The 18140-nt window shown below is 52.0% G+C and carries 15 protein-coding genes and 1 tRNA gene; 11 read left to right on the plus strand and 5 right to left on the minus strand.

All coding sequences use genetic code 11. From position 1 onward, the window contains the following. The first annotated feature begins 354 nt into the window (after positions 1–354). Positions 355–1650, plus strand: coding sequence for an NAD(P)/FAD-dependent oxidoreductase (locus CEK60_RS14155; RefSeq protein ID WP_089039577.1), 1296 nt, complete (start codon positions 355–357; stop codon positions 1648–1650). A 43-nt stretch (positions 1651–1693) separates the two neighbouring features. Next, a complete protein-coding gene (nhaC, locus tag CEK60_RS14160) occupies positions 1694–3136 on the plus strand; it encodes a Na+/H+ antiporter NhaC (RefSeq protein ID WP_089039578.1) in 1443 nt (480 codons plus the stop codon). A gap of 150 nt (positions 3137–3286) precedes the next feature. Here nhaC and CEK60_RS14165 read toward each other — a convergent pair whose 3' ends face one another. Continuing rightward, positions 3287–4639: a serine hydrolase domain-containing protein gene (locus tag CEK60_RS14165; RefSeq protein ID WP_089039579.1), complete on the minus strand. Its 1353-nt coding sequence runs from the start codon at positions 4637–4639 to the stop codon at positions 3287–3289. 88 nt (positions 4640–4727) lie between these two features. Further along, complete coding sequence (locus CEK60_RS14170) at positions 4728–5780, minus strand: diguanylate cyclase domain-containing protein (RefSeq protein ID WP_198361365.1); 1053 nt, start codon at positions 5778–5780, stop codon at positions 4728–4730. Between the two features lie 346 nt (positions 5781–6126). On the opposite strand from CEK60_RS14170, the gene CEK60_RS14175 reads away from it, so the two are divergent. Together CEK60_RS14175 and CEK60_RS14180 are read left to right on the plus strand one after the other, a co-directional pair. Further along, complete coding sequence (locus CEK60_RS14175) at positions 6127–6846, plus strand: Crp/Fnr family transcriptional regulator (RefSeq protein WP_089039581.1); 720 nt, start codon at positions 6127–6129, stop codon at positions 6844–6846. Positions 6847–7044: 198 nt separating this feature from the next. Then, positions 7045–7761 carry a Crp/Fnr family transcriptional regulator gene (locus tag CEK60_RS14180; protein WP_089039582.1) on the plus strand — a complete coding sequence of 239 codons (717 nt, stop codon included), beginning with the start codon at positions 7045–7047 and terminating at the stop codon, positions 7759–7761. Positions 7762–7786: 25 nt separating this feature from the next. On the opposite strand, the gene CEK60_RS14185 is transcribed toward CEK60_RS14180, so the two are convergent. Both CEK60_RS14185 and CEK60_RS14190 read right to left on the minus strand, forming a co-directional pair. Further along, the gene (locus CEK60_RS14185) at positions 7787–9787 is read right to left on the minus strand and encodes a TonB-dependent siderophore receptor (protein ID WP_089040932.1); all 2001 of its coding nucleotides are present in this window, start codon (positions 9785–9787) and stop codon (positions 7787–7789) included. A gap of 484 nt (positions 9788–10271) precedes the next feature. After that, positions 10272–10640 (minus strand): hypothetical protein, encoded by a 369-nt coding sequence (locus CEK60_RS14190; protein ID WP_089039583.1) that lies wholly within the window; start codon positions 10638–10640, stop codon positions 10272–10274. Positions 10641–10876: 236 nt separating this feature from the next. Here CEK60_RS14190 and CEK60_RS14195 point away from each other — a divergent pair, with 236 nt between their 5' ends. Next, the gene (locus CEK60_RS14195) at positions 10877–11194 is read left to right on the plus strand and encodes a DMT family transporter (RefSeq protein ID WP_089039584.1); all 318 of its coding nucleotides are present in this window, start codon (positions 10877–10879) and stop codon (positions 11192–11194) included. A gap of 422 nt (positions 11195–11616) precedes the next feature. Here CEK60_RS14195 and CEK60_RS14200 read toward each other — a convergent pair. Then, positions 11617–11693, minus strand: a tRNA-Ile gene (locus CEK60_RS14200). Positions 11694–11835: 142 nt separating this feature from the next. Here CEK60_RS14200 and CEK60_RS14205 point away from each other — a divergent pair. The 6 genes from CEK60_RS14205 to CEK60_RS14230 all read left to right on the plus strand — a co-directional run bounded on the left by CEK60_RS14205 (position 11836) and on the right by CEK60_RS14230 (position 18065). Then, positions 11836–12411 carry a hypothetical protein gene (locus tag CEK60_RS14205; protein WP_232471388.1) on the plus strand — a complete coding sequence of 192 codons (576 nt, stop codon included), beginning with the start codon at positions 11836–11838 and terminating at the stop codon, positions 12409–12411. A 163-nt stretch (positions 12412–12574) separates the two neighbouring features. Beyond that, positions 12575–13438, plus strand: a complete 864-nt coding sequence (locus CEK60_RS14210; RefSeq protein WP_089039586.1) for a heme/hemin ABC transporter substrate-binding protein — start codon at positions 12575–12577, stop codon at positions 13436–13438. After that, positions 13435–14475, plus strand: coding sequence for a FecCD family ABC transporter permease (locus CEK60_RS14215; RefSeq protein ID WP_198361366.1), 1041 nt, complete (start codon positions 13435–13437; stop codon positions 14473–14475). The genes CEK60_RS14210 and CEK60_RS14215 overlap by 4 nt, the downstream gene beginning before the upstream one ends. Beyond that, positions 14475–15239: a heme ABC transporter ATP-binding protein gene (locus CEK60_RS14220; protein ID WP_089039587.1), complete on the plus strand. Its 765-nt coding sequence runs from the start codon at positions 14475–14477 to the stop codon at positions 15237–15239. The genes CEK60_RS14215 and CEK60_RS14220 overlap by 1 nt, the downstream gene beginning before the upstream one ends. Before the next feature lie 52 nt (positions 15240–15291). Beyond that, entirely contained in the window at positions 15292–15963 is a 672-nt protein-coding gene (locus tag CEK60_RS14225) for an O-methyltransferase (RefSeq protein WP_089039588.1), read from the plus strand. Between the two features lie 86 nt (positions 15964–16049). Continuing rightward, positions 16050–18065, plus strand: a complete 2016-nt coding sequence (locus CEK60_RS14230) for a TonB-dependent receptor domain-containing protein (RefSeq protein WP_089039589.1) — start codon at positions 16050–16052, stop codon at positions 18063–18065. Positions 18066–18140 lie beyond the last annotated feature (75 nt).

The raw sequence follows: 18140 nt of genomic DNA on the forward strand, positions 1-18140 counted from the left end.
TAACTACCCGACTCCAACCATAGTTGCCTCTCCCCTCTCTTCTGCTTAAGTTATCAATACTACGTCTAGCACCACTTCCCCTCTTCATATACTTCGGCTAGCTAACACTAGCGTCTTCCGGCTATTCGAATAGTTTTGGCGGATCAGTCCCTGTTCCGATCGTTTCCACTCCATAAGCACCATTGAACTACTAGGTAGTTCCATTTTTACCGCTCGCTGCTTGCCCCCTCGCCATCGCAAGGCGCTCCTCTCCTGCCATTTCTTATCAATATTTGTCGTTGACGGTATTGATCCGATTCATATACCTGAGATATATTTTATACAATCTACAAAAAATAGAATTAAGGAAGCTTCATGAATCCACGAAGCACGAAGAGTAGCGGCTCTAACGAGGATGCCGATGTCATCGTTATCGGTGCAGGAGTGGTAGGTAGCGCTTGCGCCCTATCCTTGAGCCAACAAGGCTTGCGTGTTTTGGTGCTGGACAGCCACCAGCATCCGGGTATGGGTGCCTCGTTTGGCAACGCGGGCCATATGGCAACGGAGCAGGTTTTTCCTATTGCCGATGCAGCCATTGTGAAGCGATTACCCAAAATGCTACTGGACCCAATGGGGCCGCTACGCTTGGATTGGCGCTATGTTCCCAAGGCCCTACCCTGGTTCACTCGGTTACTTTGGAATCTACGCAAGGCTCCTTATCAAGCCAGTGTGGCAGGTATCCGTGCTCTCAATGAAAATAGTCTGGATGCTTGGCGTCGGCTGCTTGACACCATAGATAGCAGGCATCTGCTAAAAGAAGACGGGTCTCTCCTGGTTTATGAAAAGGATAGCGCTGCCGAAGAGTTAGCAGCACTTCACACAAGGATGACCGACCAGCAAGTAGCCGTGGAATACTGGCAAGGCAGTGCAATTAAAGACATTGCTCCTCAATTGTCAGACAGCATTAAAGGCGGGCTATTCTTCCCTGACACCGCACATACGATTAATCCCTCACAGATCGTCGACTTACTCGTATCCGCTGCTAAAGCCAATGGAGTGCAGTTTAGACAAGAAAACGTCATATCAGGCCAAGACCATGGCCACGGTGTGATGCTGAAGACCGCGAGTTCGTCCTCCTTCACGGCCGGCAAAGTTGTTATTTCATGTGGAGCTCATTCTGCCCATCTCACTGCCACACTAACGGGTACTAAAGTTCCTCTTGATACGGAGAGGGGCTATCACCTGATGCTGCCTCATGAACGGCATCGGCTGCCTATGGCGGTTACCTCGTTGGAGCGTCGTTTCATCATGACGCCCATGGATGAGGGATTACGATTGGCAGGCACTGTCGAATTTGCAGGACTCCATCGACCAGCCAATATGCAACGCGCTTGGCAACTGCACAAACTCAGCCAAGGGCTCTTCAAAAACGACTTGGATACTACCGAAGCCAAAACTTGGATGGGCTTTCGCCCCTCGCTACCCGACTCACTCCCTATTATCGATAGCGTTAAAAGTGGCAGAGTCCTACTAGCTTTCGGGCACCATCACCTTGGCCTCACTCAAGCCGCTATTACCGCCGAGATTATTAGCCAGCTGGCCAAGCAAGAAAACCAACAAGCTCAACTGCCCATTGATTTATCCCCCTATCGGCTAAGCCGATTTTCCTAGCACGCGACACCCCAACCCTAAGAACAACGTCATAGGAGCTATTATGTCTTCCCCAAAAGGTCTCGTAAGACTGCCTAACATGATAGAGGTTTTTGCCATCATGTTCGGCTTTATAGCCATCATGTTTGTCAGTATCAGCTTACTTGAACTCCCGATACAACTTGCCTTGTTCGCCTCTTGGTTTTTGATTATGGGGCTGGGCTTAAAGCTTAAGCTTTCCTACGAAAACATGCAGGAAGGGCTTATTAAAGGTATTCATAATGGCATGGAGGCCGTTTTGGTGCTCACTACCGTGGGGGCACTGATTGGCACTTGGATTGCAGGCGGTATCGTACCGAGCATTATTTATTACGGCCTGTCAGTGATGAACCCACAGATTTTCCTTTTCGCAGCTTTTATTATCTGCTCCTTAACGTCTCTAGCTACCGGCACTTCCTTTGGTACGGTGGGAACGGCTGGGGTAGCGATGATGGGTATCGGCCACAGCTTTGGTATTCCGCTACCACTGGTTGCTGGTGCCGTGATATCAGGCGCGTACGTAGGTGACAAAATGTCGCCGCTTTCCGATACAACAGTGATGACTGCGTCACTGTGTAAGGTGAATCTTATAGACCATATTCGCTCGATGATGTGGGTTAGCGGGCCTGCGGTTATCATCGCGTCGATACTGTTCATCACCGTTGGTTTTTTCTATATCAGCGACACAGCAGACACATCTCAAGCAGCAGCGGCTATGCAGGCACTGGAAAGTCACTTCACAATAACGCCTTGGCTGCTGCTTCCAGCGGTCGTGGTTATTATCCTATTGACTCGTCGCTTGCCAGCCATCCCTGTCATCACATTAGGTGCGCTCCTCGGCAGCATCTGTGCTTGGCTAGTGCAGGACATGAGTCCGGTTGATGCGATCCAAACCGCCTATTCCGGCAATGCAATGCAGTCTGATGAAGCGTTTCTCAACACCCTTCTTAACCGTGGCGGAATAGAGTCTATGTTGGGTGTCGTTGCCCTCATCCTTTTCGCGCTTGGTCTAGGCGGTTTAATGGAACGGGTCGGCATTCTACAGGCTATCAGCCAGGGGTTTCTCAGCTGGGCCAACAATCCAGGTCGACTTACCCTTTCAACCATGTTGGGTGGCTTCTTCGGTAACTTCTTTGGTGGCGCAGCCTATGTCTCGCTCATTACCGCCAGCACGATAACTGAGAAGAACTACGACAAACAGGGGATTGATCGTCGCGTTCTCTCTCGTAACGCAGAAGCGGGCGGTACTATTACAACCCCTATGGTGCCATGGACAGACGGCGGTGTATTTATGGCCGCAACCCTTGGCGTTTCGACACTGAGCTACCTGCCATTCCTTTGGTATCACATGCTTGTACTGGTAATCGCTATCTTCTACGGCTATGCCAATATTGCCATTTGGAGAACCTCACCAGCAGATAACGCCGAACAAACAACCACTCATCAACGCAGTGTACCCGTAACTTGATCGCCTAAAATCACCTCAAGCTTTTAGCTTTCCAATAAGCTAAACACGTAGAAAACTCCGGTTTGTAACTAATTCAAACCGGAGTTTTTAGTTTTAATCTCAAGAAAAAATAACCTTATGCAGATATATACAGCAGCGTTTGGCGTATTTCTAAGGTGTCATAGCCGCTTTTTCCATCAAATACTCTGCAACAGCCTGATAGGCGGGGAGTGAGGTAGGGTCATTAGCTGCATTTCCTGCCACCGGGTGCGATGCAAAACGCACAATGACCATCTCAGCGGTGGGGTCAATATAAATGGTTTGTCCATGCACTCCTCTTGCGGCAAAGGCGCCATGCTCGTTATGCAGAGACCACCACATGCCGCGGTAGCTACCGCCCGGTAAATAACGGTATCCCGCGGCGTCAAACGCTTGCCTGTCGCCGCCTTCCCGAATGCGCTCAACGGCTGCGGCAGGAAATAGCCGCTCACCATTCATTACGCCTTCATTAAGCACCAACTGGCCGACTCTGGCCAAATCCCGAAGGCCAGCGCTCAAACCGCCCCCTGCGAACGGCGTGCCAATAGAGTCCACGGTAAAGTAAGCATCCTGCTCCATGCCTAACCGCTGCCAAAGACGCGATGACAACAGTGACGCCACCGATTCACCCGTCGTGCGCGCGATCACCCAGCCAAGTGCATCGGTATTAATCGTTTTATAGCCAAAGACTTGCCCATGTTCCCCTTCCGGTTGCACCGTTGCGAGATACTCATAATAGGTACGCGGCCCAGTGTAATCGTCTGGTTTGGGAAGCGGGCTTGCCGCTGCATTGTAGGCCCAGATCTCAGCGTTGGGGTCACTGTAATCTTCGCTGTAAGCAAGGCCTGTGGTCATTTCAAGCAGTTGCTTCACCGTGGCATTACCAAAAGCACTGTCGGCAAGTTCCGGCAGTATAGCGCCCACGATTGCCTGCTCATCCAACACTCCTTCTGCCACCAAAATCTCACCTAGCAAGCCGGTCATGGATTTAGTCACCGACATAGCGCCGTGCTGGCCAGTTTCATCCAAACAGCCTGAGTAAGTCTCATACACCACCTGGCCTTGGTGAAGAATCAGCAGACCATCGGTGTAGTTTTCATTTAGCGACGCCTGCCACGACATAGGCTCACTAGCGTCAATCGGAGTGAAGGTGACAGCGTTTATCGCGTCATCTAATGCATAGGGCAAAGGAGCAGGTGCGCCCAAGCCACGGCTGACCTGCTTAGTAGGCAATAGCTCGCGAAAGTGACACACCGTCCAGCGCATTTTGGGGAAACTAAAGTAGTTGGAGTCTGGCTGGCCAATCAACTGCTCCGGCGCAGGTGGGAAGCCCTGCATCCAGCCTAACTGGTTCGGGTCAGAAGCTTCAGCACTTAATACCGAAGCACTCGTCTGCGGAGTATCCGCATAAACCATTGAGCTAAGTAGCAAAACGGGCAACGCAAGTGGCAACACCACACTAAAACGGCGATAAAATCGTGTCATAACCAGCTCCCAGGCACACAACGCCACACGAGCGTGAGCGTAACGCTTGAGTCTAGTGAATTCTAATCGAATGGATAGCTAGACGAGTTCAACGTTCTTTATGATTGTATTGTCCGCTGTTGTTTCTCATATCGTGACTAAATACTTGGTATTGGTTTCGACCGCTTTTCTTTGCACGATACATAGCGGTGTCGGCATTCTCGAGCAAACTATGTTCATCTGCCCCATGATCAGGATAGAGGCTGATCCCGATACTGACACTAATGCCTAGTTTATAGTGACCAAGACAGCATGGTATCGCTAATGCCCGAAGGATTTTTTTTGCCACTCTGGCAGCATCGTTTAGTTTTTCAATTTCACTAAGCAGCACTATAAACTCATCCCCACCCTGTCGGGACACGGAGTCTGTAGCACGTACGCATTCACTGAGACAGTTAGCGACGAGCTGCAACAAACTGTCGCCAACAGTATGGCCAAGTGAATCATTGATGAACTTAAAGTTATCGATATCTAAATATAGCAGTGCGAAATAATGGTCGTGCCGTTTTGCTAGACGGATAGCGCGAGCAAAGTGTTCTGCAAATAGAAAACGATTAGGCAGCTTGGTTAGCGCATCATAGTGGGCCTGATAGGCTAGTTGCTCTGCGCGTGTTAAAGAGTGCTTGGCATCATGAAATACAATCACCGCCCCTACCGTAACACCATGGCTATCATGAATAGGAGCCGCCGAATCTTCTATCTCTAGCTGGCTACCATCCTGGCGAATCAGCACACAGTCCAGAGCCAACCCTACCGTGCGATTTTCTTCTATCGCTCTTAGCGCTGGGTTAGGCACGGGCTCGTAAGTTTGGATATGAACGAGTTTCAAGACCTGATCAATTGGTTTACCAAGCGCCTCTAAACTTGTCCAACCGGTTAACACTTCAGCAACGCAGTTCAGATAGGTAATCCTGGCGCTCAAATCGGTCGTCAAAACAGCATCACCGATTGAATTTAGTGTTGCTTTAGCCCAATCCCTTTCTACTTGCAGGGCATTCTCGACACTTCGCAACCGCTCGTCGGCACCTTGCTCGGCATCATTTTCTGTCGTCTGGGCATTATTGTTTTGGTGACCACCGTACAGCATGACGTTTTTATCCATGTGTAGCCTTGCCCAAGGGTAAGGTCGGCGCTGCTTTCCTTGCAGCGCACAGTGCAACATCCTGTTCAGGCATATCCCTTGCCACACTGATAGTGACATTAGGCGGTAGATAAATAATTCACTGTGCGCTAGCGAACACAAGCAGCAAGTTATTTAAATTAAAATTGGCGACACTCATGCCCACAAATCAGTCCTATGTGCGATAGCGTACAGAGATTGTCTCAAGGCGCTCTATACTTGAAAGGAGAATGTCTATCGGCTGGAGGGCGCACATCCACAAGGGCTCCCTTGTAGAAGCGGCGGCTAAAGAAAGCTGCATCTAAGCTTAGGATAATGAGGATATTCAATGCTTGAACCGAATAATTTCAAGCAAAATGCGTTGCTTGGTTTACTTCCCCAAAATGATCTCACGAATCTGCTGCCTCACCTTGAAAAAGTGACGCTGACATTGGGTCAATCACTTAGTGAACCTGGTCAGCAGATGAGTCATGTCTACTTTCCGCTGGATTCCATCGTCTCGCTGCTATGCGTGATGGAGAACGGCGCCTCGACGGAGATCGCTATAGTCGGCTACGAGGGAATTGTAGGCGTCTCGCTCTTTATGGGAGGTGAAACCACCCCTAGCCGAGCGATCGTGCAGAGCGCAGGACATGCTTATCGGCTTAAGGGACAGCTGCTCAAAAACGAGTTCTACCGCGCCGGTGCCATGCAGAGACTACTGCTTCGCTATACCCAGGCCTTACTGACCCAGATGGCGCAGACAGCGGTATGCAACCGTCACCACAGCGTCGACCAACAGCTATGCCGCTGGCTGCTGCTCAGCATTGATCGGCTGCCAGGAAATGAACTGGTGATGACCCAGGAATTAATTGCCAATATGCTAGGCGTGCGTCGCGAGGGAGTCACCGAGTCAGCGGGTAAACTTCAAAGGGCTGGCTTGATCTCATACTACCGTGGGCATATCAAAGTCATCGACCGTCTTGGGTTGGAAGCACGGGTCTGCGAGTGCTACTCAGTGGTCAAACGCGAGTATGATCGGCTACTCAAGCACCATGACGTTATGTGAGCAACATAAGTGAAGCCGCTAATATAATGCCAAAAGCACTAACGCGCTATGTACGCTAGCGTGCCGACACTTAATTCACCTCAGTGTTAATATGTGTATGTACCATTAAAAACAGAAGATGGTACATCTGCAGCCGACATCAAAATGATCGCGATCTTCATTGTGCCGTTTGCCAGGTTCTTTCAACCGGAGAGGCACATGACGTCTATTTTTCACGCTGCTGATGCCAATCAACTTCTTGCTGATCTACCCACTGCTGAGCAAGACGCTTTGATGGCCAGTTGCGAGACTGTGTCGCTTACGTTTGGCGAAGAACTTTACCGCGCTACCGATACAGTCACCCACGCCTACTTCCCCATCACCAGTTTCATTTCACAGATCGTTATTCTTCATGGGGATAGCCGCCTTGAAGTGGCGATGACGGGACGTGAAGGCATGCTTGGTCTCTCACTGATGCTCGGTATCCAAGAAGCGCCTCTGCTCGCAGTTGTTCAGGGAGCTGGGGGAGCACTGCGTATCAGCGCTGCTAGTTTTCAACGGCTGTTGGTAGAGTGCCCAGTATTGCATTTGCGGCTAAAACGGTACCTTTACGTCGTCATTAATCAGCTAGCGAACTCAGCGGCCTGCATCCATTTTCACCGGATTGAGGAACGCCTTGCCCGCTGGCTGCTAATGACCCAAGACCGCGCCAAATCAGATAGATTGCAGCTAACCCACGAGTTCTTGGCCATGATGCTAGGCGTGCGACGGGCAGGGATTACGCTGGCAGCAATTGCCCTGCAAACGCGCGGCCTAATTCGTTACCACCGTGGTGAAATCATCATCCTGGATCGCCCCGGCCTGATCGAAGCGTCTTGCACTTGCTATAGCGAAGATTGTGCGCTGTATGCCCGTGTGCTGACACCACACAGCTAACGGAGCAGTGGCGGAAAACCAAGCGTTACCAACGATACCTCACGCTGCCAATGACACTGCGAGACTCACCGTAGTAGCACCAATATTCACAGCTCGCTACGTACTCTTTATCGGTGAGGTTATTAACGTTCAATTGAGCCTGCCAACCATCAGCAAGCTCATAGCCCACCATCGTATCGACCAGCGTGTAGCTACCCACGGCAGTGTTATCTGCCACACTGGTGTCTATCGTGCTACCCACATAACGCACACCACCACCTAAGGTAACGCCCTTCAAGGCGCCGCCGGTAAAGGCATAGTCCAACCAGGTTGACGCCTGGTGACGCGGGATCAAGGGCGCACGTTGATCATCTTCAAGGCGGGAATCGGTATAGGTATAAGCCGCCGTCACTTTTAAGTCATCCGTTAGGTAACCAACCCCTTCCAACTCAAAGCCCTGAGAAGTTCGTTCCCCCTCTTGCACCTGGAAGCCACTCGGCGAGTTGATCAGCGTATTGCTCTCTTGCAGGTCAAATACTGCGGCCGTGACATAGCCGTCCCAGCCAAAGGGCGCGACTTTGACCCCAGCTTCCCACTGGCGACCTTCGCGGGGCTCGTAAAGATCACCATCGCTGTCCACTCGACCTAACGGGTCAAAAGATTCGGTATAACTGATATAGGGGTTAACACCGTTTTCCCCTAAATACATCGCACCACCAGACCAGGATACTTGGTCATCGTCTGAGCGTTGCGTTGTTCCCGCGGTAACATTCCTGTTTTCGGTATCCGCCTGGTCATAGCGAACCCCACCTAAAAGCACCCAACGGTCATCAATACGCAGCTGGTTTTGGGCGTACAAGCCGGTTTGCTCTTTATCAATTTCGCGGGTTAACAAATCATCCGCCCCTACGGGCGTAAAGTTGCCATAGGTGGGGTTGAAGATATCGATAGGATCGCCGAAGGGGAACGGATCAGCTTCTTGGCCACTCACCCCAAGGTTCTGATAATCCGCCCCCAACAGCAGGGTATTTTCTGTACGATCGGTGTACCAAGTGCCCACCATACGGTTATCAACCGTCAAACTATCAATGGTGCCATCGCGATACACATGCCCGCGTGCCGCTTGACGTTCATCAGCCATAAAGAAGGCGTACGTACTGCGCAGCTCTAAATCCAACTCACTGTAGCGTAAATCCTGCTCGAAGCGCCACGTATCATTAAGCTGATGGCGTAGTTCATAGCCTAACGCCCACTGGGTGCGGTTATCCTTATCGTAACCCGGCTCACTCAGGTTGGTTTGGGGGTCGACACGGCCAAAGGGGGTGTCTTGCACCGTACCATAGGGCAGCTTGAAGGAGTTGACTGGAACACCGTCATCTTTCTGCACGCTGGCCAAAAAAGTAACCGTTGTATCGTCGCTAACATCCACCGCCAAACTCGGCGCAAAGTAGTAACGCTCGTTGTTAGTCGCGTTCAGATCACCGTCACGTTCTTTATAAAGGCCGACCAAACGGTAACGAACATTGTCACTCTCGCCTACCGGGCCACTGGTATCAATGCCCACTTGGCGATGATCGCGATTGCCAAACTGTACATTCACCTCACCCTGAGGCGTTTCTGTTGGGCGCTTGCTAACCGCATTAATCAAGCCTCCAGGAGGCGCTTCGCCGTAAAGGATAGAGGATGGACCTTTGAACACATCCACCCGCTCCAAGCCAAATGGCTCCGGCAGCCATTGGTAGAAGCCTTCACGATAGATCCGCAGGCCATCTTGGTAAGTGGACTGATCAAACCCACGCACCTTGAACCAGTCGGTGTTGTTATCACTGCCGAAATGCCCCGAGAGCACGCCTGCACGATAACGGAAGGTTTCATCTAGTTGCTGGACGTTTCGGGCTTCCAACTCCTCACGATCAACGCTGGATACAGGGCGCGGCGTTTCCACCAGCGGCGTATCCACTTTCAAGGCAGTTGCGGTTACCACAACAGGATCGTTAGCAACTCGCTCTTCTTGAGCAAGCGCCGCCAATGGCGCAACGCTGAGCATTCCACCCAGCGACACCACCAACGAGCGGCGAACCGCCGCAGTCAGCGGCGCGGCAGAAAACGACATGGACGTAGGGAGCATAGGAAGGTCTCACAGGCATGAGGAGAAGTATCGTTATAGTAAGACGAATGATACGGATTTTTATTTGCATGAACAATAACGACAACGACGCAAGCCAATCACGCTCTTAAGCGAATGTTCCGTAGCAATCTAAAACAGCTAGAGATGCGGGAGTAATCAATGAAGGCATTCTGAAATGATTGTTAGCCGATAGTTGCGCCAAGGCGACTGGACACTTTCATCGCCGCTGACTTATAAGCTGTTACACAGCCTCAGTCAGGAACGGTATTTTTAGCCAACATTAATACAACTTTTAAGCTCACCGCCAGCAATGGAACACAGCGGCATTGCCATCCGGTGCAGAGCCTTGCTCAGCATTTTCTTTGTTGGAAATTTCAAGCATCGAACACGTCTGCATTAGTACTCATCCGAAGATATGAAACCCTTGCTGCAGCCTTCCGATGATCGCGAACAAACCGCTTCCCATTACCAGAGCAAGGAGGAACACTCCTGCAATGAGACACACGTAAAGCAATGTCCAAGAACTGGCGGGGGCTGAATCCAGAAGCTCTTTGGAAGCCTTAGTGGAGCACCGGTAGATTCGACTCAAACTTCTTTCCACGCCAAGAACGATGCCACCAATAACGCCAAACAGCAGCGCGACCGCGAAAGTGATGACTCGGGACTGTCCGTTAGTACAACCATCCCACAACAAAATAGCACCGTTAGTCCAAGCCAATACGATGCAACCCCATGAGACAAGTTGATAGATAAACCTAAGCGTGTGGGTCATTGATTGCTCATACCATTGGTTTGCCTGCCGAACATTAATGATACACCTTTCTACATAAGCTGAATGACCCCGGCGATGCCAGTCAGATGGTTGTCACAACATTCCTCAACGAAAAACCCGGTGGATCAACTGCTTCTCGCGAGCTAATATAGACCTCTTCAAAGGAGGACGACCTCCCCCATCCTTGGGCAATAATGACCAGGACGACCTGGCCCCGTTAGATTCCGGAGGGGTCAATGCCTTGGTTCTATCTTCTCGTTGCCGGTGTTCTTGAAGTTGTATGGGCTTACACAATGAAGCAGTCACATGGCTTCAGTCGGCTCATACCATCACTCATCACAATCTCAGCGATGGTGGCCAGCTTCTGGCTGTTAGCCGTTGCCATGCGAACTATTCCGCTCGGAACGGCCTATACGATCTGGACTGGAATAGGGGCTGTCGGGGCGTTTCTAGTCGGAATTGCCTTTTTGGCTGAGCCGGTTAGTGCATCAAGAATCATTGCTATGATTCTTATTGTTTCAGGATTGGTGTTGATGAAGCTATCAAGCGCCTGACACTGAGTTTTTTAACGATGGATCTCGCTGCTGGCATTATTAACCTACTGGGTTATAAAGTAAGGCCCTCCAAATCCACCGACGACGAATGCACTTCCAGGTGAGTGTGCCCGCTCCCATCGCGTGCTTGGAATGTGGCGTGCAGAGTGAGTTCGTGCGGCTCGGCACCGGTAGACCTGCCTAGCCTGCAAGACCACCTATTGAGCCCAGAGGGAGCCCCGCCACAACGACTGTAAGGGAGCACCTATAATAATGGCCGCAAGAACGAAAGAATCAATCTCACGGTTCAAGGAGCAATGAGAACTGCGGCGCAAGAAAATGCCAACAACGTCGAACGCTTAAACATGCGCGGACACTTTATGGACACTTAGAAGAAAAAGTACAGCTAGGAAGAAATAAAGCGAAGATAAGTTATTGAAAAATGGTGGGCCCAGTAGGACTTGAACCTACGACCAAGGGATTATGAGTCCCCTGCTCTAACCAACTGAGCTATAGGCCCGTAAAGCGTGCATATAATAGCGAATGTGTTCGGGCGAGGCTACCCCTTACGGTGCTATCTTGTGGTGATAGCAGCAATTTTTTAGGGGCACTTATTGAAAAGCGTGGGGTCTGGTAGTGAGTTCCTAATGCGGAGACGTGCTGTGAAAGCTTTGATTGCTCTTATCCCGCTATTGTTGGCGGTGCCGGTTCATGCGGATTGGCAGCTAGATCCTGGTCAGTCGCAGGTGCAGGCGTCTATTACTCAATTAGATGGCAATGCTCCGCAAACCCATCACCATCAGGTGAACAATTTGCAGGGTGATATCTCTGCCGATGGCACCCTGCGCCTGCCGTTGCGTTTGAGCCAAACGGATTTGCTGACTCGCTTTGGTGATTTGCCGCCGTGGGTGGGCTTACTTGCCAATACAACGCTAGTCACACTGGTCGCGCAAATGCCACCGGAGCGGTTAGATGGCTTGGATATTGGTGAATCCATGGTAGAAACGCTTACCTTTCGGGTACAAACCGATTTGATCAACCAGGAAGAGTCGGTGCCGCTGCGCTTTACCCGCGAAGGGCTGAACGAGGTGCGTGTTACCCATGCTGAACCGATGGCGATGGATGGCCGCGCGCTGATGGCCAACAGCACGGTGCGAACCGTGCTGTCGTTGCTGGGCTATCAGGAGATTGACGAGCATGTACCAGTCACCTTGAATGCCCTGCTGGTGAACCGTTAAGGCCACTTACCTTCCGCCCCCCAAGACTAGTCATCGCCTATATCGGCTCTATCGTCGGCTTCCTCAGCAGCCGACATTTAACTATATTCATACCCATTCGCCTTTACTATTGATTATGATTATCATTTAAATTATCGTAAGATAAATAGAAAGGGACATCCGCATGCAGCCTCTTAACTTCTCTTATCGTTTAGGCATTTTTAGCCTAATGGCACTACTCGTCAGCACGCCTCTAAATGCGTTGGCTAACGCCTCAATCGAGCGCATTGTGGTGACGGACCCAGGGCACGTCGAAATTATCGACGCGTTAGGCATGGGAAATGCGCTTATATTAGTGCCCGAAGATCCCTCGATGGAAGGCGATTACCCTCAGGCAGAACGCTTCCACCGGACACCTTCTATCGAGAGCATTTTAGAAGTCGACCCACAGTTGGTGTTGGCTGGTAATCCGGGGCGAGCGCTCCCCGTGTTAGACCAAGTTGTACGTTTAGGTATTCCACATCATATGATTGATCGCTCACTGCCTCCTACCGAGCGCATCCAGCGTATTGCTGAACTCATTGGTCGCCAAGCTCAAGGCGAGGCGCTAATTGCCCACATTGAACAGGCTTATCAGCAGGCAGCGACGATCCCACAAACGCAAACACCCCGTGTACTGCACATCTCCAGCAGCGGTGCAGGTAGCTCCGGGGCAGTCACCGGAGCAGGGGCGGAAACTTCTGCCCATGCACTGATTGAGCGGGCGGGAGGTATTAATGTCGGCGCCGAGGCGGGGTTGGAGCGCTACCAAACGCTGAGTGCCGAAGGTGTGATGTCCATGGCACCCGACGCGGTGGTCGTTTCAGACCTTGAATTGGCACAGTTAGGTAACGCTGATGGCATTTGGGAAAATATTCCAGGCCTCGCCCATACGCCTGCCGCTGTGAATAACCACCTGATCGTAATGGATCATGCCGCGCTTAAATTTGACGCCGCCAGCAGCGGAGCTGCCACCCTTGCTCTGGCTGAGGCGCTGCACACACCATGAATATGCAACGCCCCTTCCGTTTTACACCCGGTTCGCATATCTACGGGATATTTGCCAGCCTAACGCTACTCTGCCTAATGCTGACCACAGTGACAGGGGTAATTTCCCTCTCCACCAACGACTTATGGGCCGTTATCTCATCGCCCTTTGCCAGTGTGGAAGAGCACCGAATTGCGCATGCCGTTTTTTGGGAGCTGCGCCTGCCCCGTGCGCTCATGGCGCTATTTATCGGTGCGGCGCTGGCCAGTGCAGGGGCAGCCATGCAGGGCTTATTCGGCAACCCGCTGGCAGACCCTGGTATTGTGGGTGTCAGTGCTGGCGCCTCCCTTGGCGCGGTCGCCGTTATTGTGCTCGGCATCAATACGCTGGGCGCTTGGACACTCCCTGTGGGCGCTTTTGCCAGCGGCTTTCTTACCACATGGCTTATCTATCTGCTGGCAAAACCTTCAGAAGCAGGCAATGACAACGCCCGCTTGCTGCTGATCGGCATTGCGATTAACGCAGTGATCGGCGCGGTCACCGGCTACCTCACCTATCTCGCTAGCGTGGAGCAGTTGGAAAGCCTTATGTTTTGGTCAATGGGTTCTTTGGCCCGCGCCTCCTGGGTGCCGGTAATGATCATTTCCCCCCTCGTGTTAATTAGCAGCGTTTTGTTACATCGCAAGTCGGCCTCTTTGGATTTGCTGGCTCTTGGCGAAAGGCAAGCACGCCACGCGGGAGTCGATGTAAAGCGTTTGCGTCTACAGCTGATAGCTTTAACCGCGCTATTGACCGCAGCCGCAGTCGCCTTTAGCGGTACTATCGGTTTTGTTGGGCTGGTCATTCCGCATTTGGTTCGAACGCTGATTGGCCCAGGCCACCGGCATCTGCTGCCCTTTAGCGCCTTGGGTGGGGGCCTTTTATTGATGCTGGCCGATCTGGGTGCGCGCAGCCTTGACCCTCCCAATGAAATGCCGATTGGCATTCTTACCGCGACGTTAGGTGGCCCTTTCTTCCTATGGCTAGTCGCGAGACAACGCGTGGGGGGCATTCGCTAATGCTCGAACTACACAATGTATCGCTTAACATCGGCTCAAAAACGCTGCTGGATGATGTGTCGTTGACCTGCTCAAAAGGTAGCGTTACCGCATTAATTGGCCCCAATGGCGCAGGGAAATCAACGCTGCTAGGCGTAATGGCAGGCGACCACCTCCCCTCCCAAGGAGACGTATGGCTGAACGGGCAGCCACTCACCAGTTACAGCATTCGTGACTTAGCTGCCGAACGTGCGGTGATGCCTCAAGATAGCGTTCTGCGCTTTGGTTACTGCGTAGAAGATGTCGTTCGTATGGGGCGCGCCATGCGCGATTTGCCACCCGGAGAGGACGATAGCCGTGTTGAGGCCGCCATGCAGCGGGTCGAGATTTTGGCTTTGCGCCAACGCAACGCCATGACGCTTTCCGGCGGCGAGCAGGCACGCACCACCTTTGCCCGTGTGCAAGTACAGGAAACCCCCATCCTACTGCTGGATGAACCGACTGCTGCGCTCGACCTACGCCATCAAGAGCGGTTAATGCAACTAGCCGCTCAGTGGGCAGCACGGGGGCACTGCGTGGTTGCGGTGATGCATGACCTTAATCTGGCGGCGGCTCATGCTGATCAGTTGGCTCTTTTAGACGCAGGCAAGCTAATAGCAACAGGGGCGCCCTGGGATGTGCTCAATCAGAAGTTGCTGGAAAACATTTATCAGCAGGATGTGTGTGTACTCACTCACCCCAAACGTGGCTGCCCGGTGGTCGTGACTGCCCCTTCGGACACCTAATATCCACGACCAATCTCATCAGCCCCATAGTCACTGCCACAGGAGACGCCCCATGAGCTCTACCCTTGATCGCGATAACGTTGTCGCAACCCTTCAACGCGAGCATGCCGCAGCGTTAGAGCAGCGGGCGAAACGCCAAGCCGCCCGCGAGCAATCGGAACAGCAGGCTGCCCCTAAAGGCTGGCGCTCATTTAAAGAGGCCGACCATTTTCAGCATGCTTATCTCGCCATTTCCCCAGGCCAAGGTGCGCTACTTTATATGCTAGCCCGGGCCTGCCATGCTCGCACTATTGTTGAGTTTGGCAGCTCCTTTGGTATTTCTACCCTCTACCTGGCGGCGGCTGCGGAAGATAACGATGGCACTGTCATCGGCAGTGAGTACTATGCCAACAAGCGGGAACATGCCCTGACCAACTTAAACGACGCGGGTCTGGATCATCGCGTTGAGATTCGCTTGGGGGATGCGATGGAGACGTTAAGTGAGCTTCCCACCCCCATCGATTTTGTCTTTCTGGATGGAGACAAGAGCCTTTACCAGCCGGTGCTGGATATGCTTCGACCAAAGCTGAAACCTAACGCTTTTGTTGTCGCCGATAACCTGAACCACTTTGCAGGTGAGCCAGGCGATTTTCGACACACACTTCTGAGCAATCCGGCGTTTACATCGCGAATCATGTCCTTGGAAAAAGGCGAGATCAGCGTATCCCAGTATCACGGCGAATAAACAATAACACCCAATAACCATAAGCGGTTTCAACCGCATACCGTCACTAGCAACTCATATTCATTCAAGGAATCTACGAGTTAGCTATGATTACTACGCCTATAAAACGCCCCTGTGCAACGCTTTTGGCTTCTGGAAAGTTGATTCCACTAAGTAGCCTGATTCTGGGTGGATTGATGCTTTCTCAAGCGCAAGCACAAACCAACAACACGGAGCTATCTACGCTGACAGTGACCTCAGCGGCGGCCTCTGGCTATGCGGTTGACCCCGCTAATGCGCCTGCCAGTATTTCTGTCATTACCAAGGAGGAGCTCGAAGGCCGCTCATTCCGCGATATTACCGAAGCGCTTGAAAGCGTACCTGGCGTGTATTTCGATGACGGGCCTTCTGGCAAAGGGGGCACAGGCGAGATTTCCATCCGCGGCATGGATACCAAATATACGCTAATCCTGGTGGACGGTGTGCCCCAAGGGTCACAGCAGGCGTACTACAACGGTTACGGTAGTGGCGCTGAGTTCGGCTGGCTACCGCCGATTTCTGCCATTGAGCGCATCGAAGTGATTCGTGGCCCCATGTCCACGCTCTATGGGTCGGACGCTCTGGGTGGAGTGATCAATGTTATTACTCAAGGCGCCCGTGAGAACTGGGGTGGTTCGGTCAATGTCGATACGATGGTTCAGCAGGATTCAGCCTCCGGCGACCGCCACCAATCGCAGTTCCGCGTAAGCGGCCCTCTGATCGAGGATACTCTGGCCGCCACGATTACCGGCTCGGTGCTTACCCGGGATGAAGATACGATTGAAGACGGCTATAGAGGCTATGACCGCCGAGATTTAACTGCACAGTTAGACTGGACGCCCAACGACGCCAACCGTCTTCAGCTTGAAGCGGGCTACGGTACGCAGGATACAGAAGGTACGACAGACAAAACCGGCAACGCCAACGAACTGGAGACACGACGTCAGCAACAATCCCTTCGTCATACTTTGCAGTGGGGCGATCGACTAACCACTCGCAGCTATTTACAACGCACCGAATTGCGTCAGGATGACACGTCTTATCGTTCGGTCTATGAGCGTTTGACCGCCAATACATCAACGGTTATACCACTAAGTGACCACTTACTAACCCTAGGTGCTCAAGCGCGTGAACAGCGCACGGAAAATCCAGGACGAGGGTTTGGAAAAGCTAACTTAGAACGCTGGGATATGGCTCTATTTGCTGAAGACGAATGGTTCCTGACCGATCAGTTCTCACTGACCACAGGGGCACGCTGGGTTAACGACGAGAACTACGGCTCCGAGATTGTTCCACGGCTTTATGGTGTCTTCAATGCAACCCCACAACTCACCCTGAAAGGAGGAGTTAGTGCAGGCTATCGCACGCCAGATCTTAAAGAGGGGGATTCCAACTGGATCGAGGGCGGCGGTGGCCCGCGTTGTGCAGACTGCCGCGATGTGGGCAACACCAACCTGGAAGCTGAAAAGAGCACCACGTATGAGCTATCTGCTCTTTGGCAAAGTGAGTCAGGCCTGGAGCTAAGTACGACGTTGTTCCATACAGATTATCGCGACAAGATAGAAAAGCCTACCGTCTGTGATACTCGCGAAGGCGATGCGCTCTGCCTATATCAAGGACAGGAATACACTGCCATTGCGCAATATATGAATGTTGATGAAGCGACCGTCAATGGTGCTGAACTAACACTGGATATCCCCATCGGGGAGCATGTTTCATTGAGCACCAGCTACACGTTCACCGACAGCAAACAGCGCTCCGGTGAAAATAGTGGCCTGCCGCTAAACGACCAGCCGCGGCACCGCGCCACCTTGGGACTCGATTGGGAGGCAACCGCAGATACACAGCTATGGTCGCAAGCGCGCTATAAAGGCGAGGCTGAGCAGATCGCTGGGCGCAGAGGATTAAGCCGTGCTTACCCAAGTTATACGCTGGTAGATGTTGGTATTCGCCACCAATTAAGCGAAACGGTGAGTATTTATGGCGGGATTTACAACCTGCTCGACAAGGATATCAATTTCGATGACTATGGACGGCTACTGGATGGGCGACGCTTTAATGCAGGTCTTAACGTAACGTTCTAAAACATATACGCTGGGCAGCAACTCCCTGCTGCCCTTCTCGCACGACACACTAATAACATAGCGAGACCATCAGCT

Source organism: Halomonas sp. N3-2A, from assembly GCF_002216165.1.
In the GTDB taxonomy this organism is placed as follows: domain Bacteria; phylum Pseudomonadota; class Gammaproteobacteria; order Pseudomonadales; family Halomonadaceae; genus Vreelandella.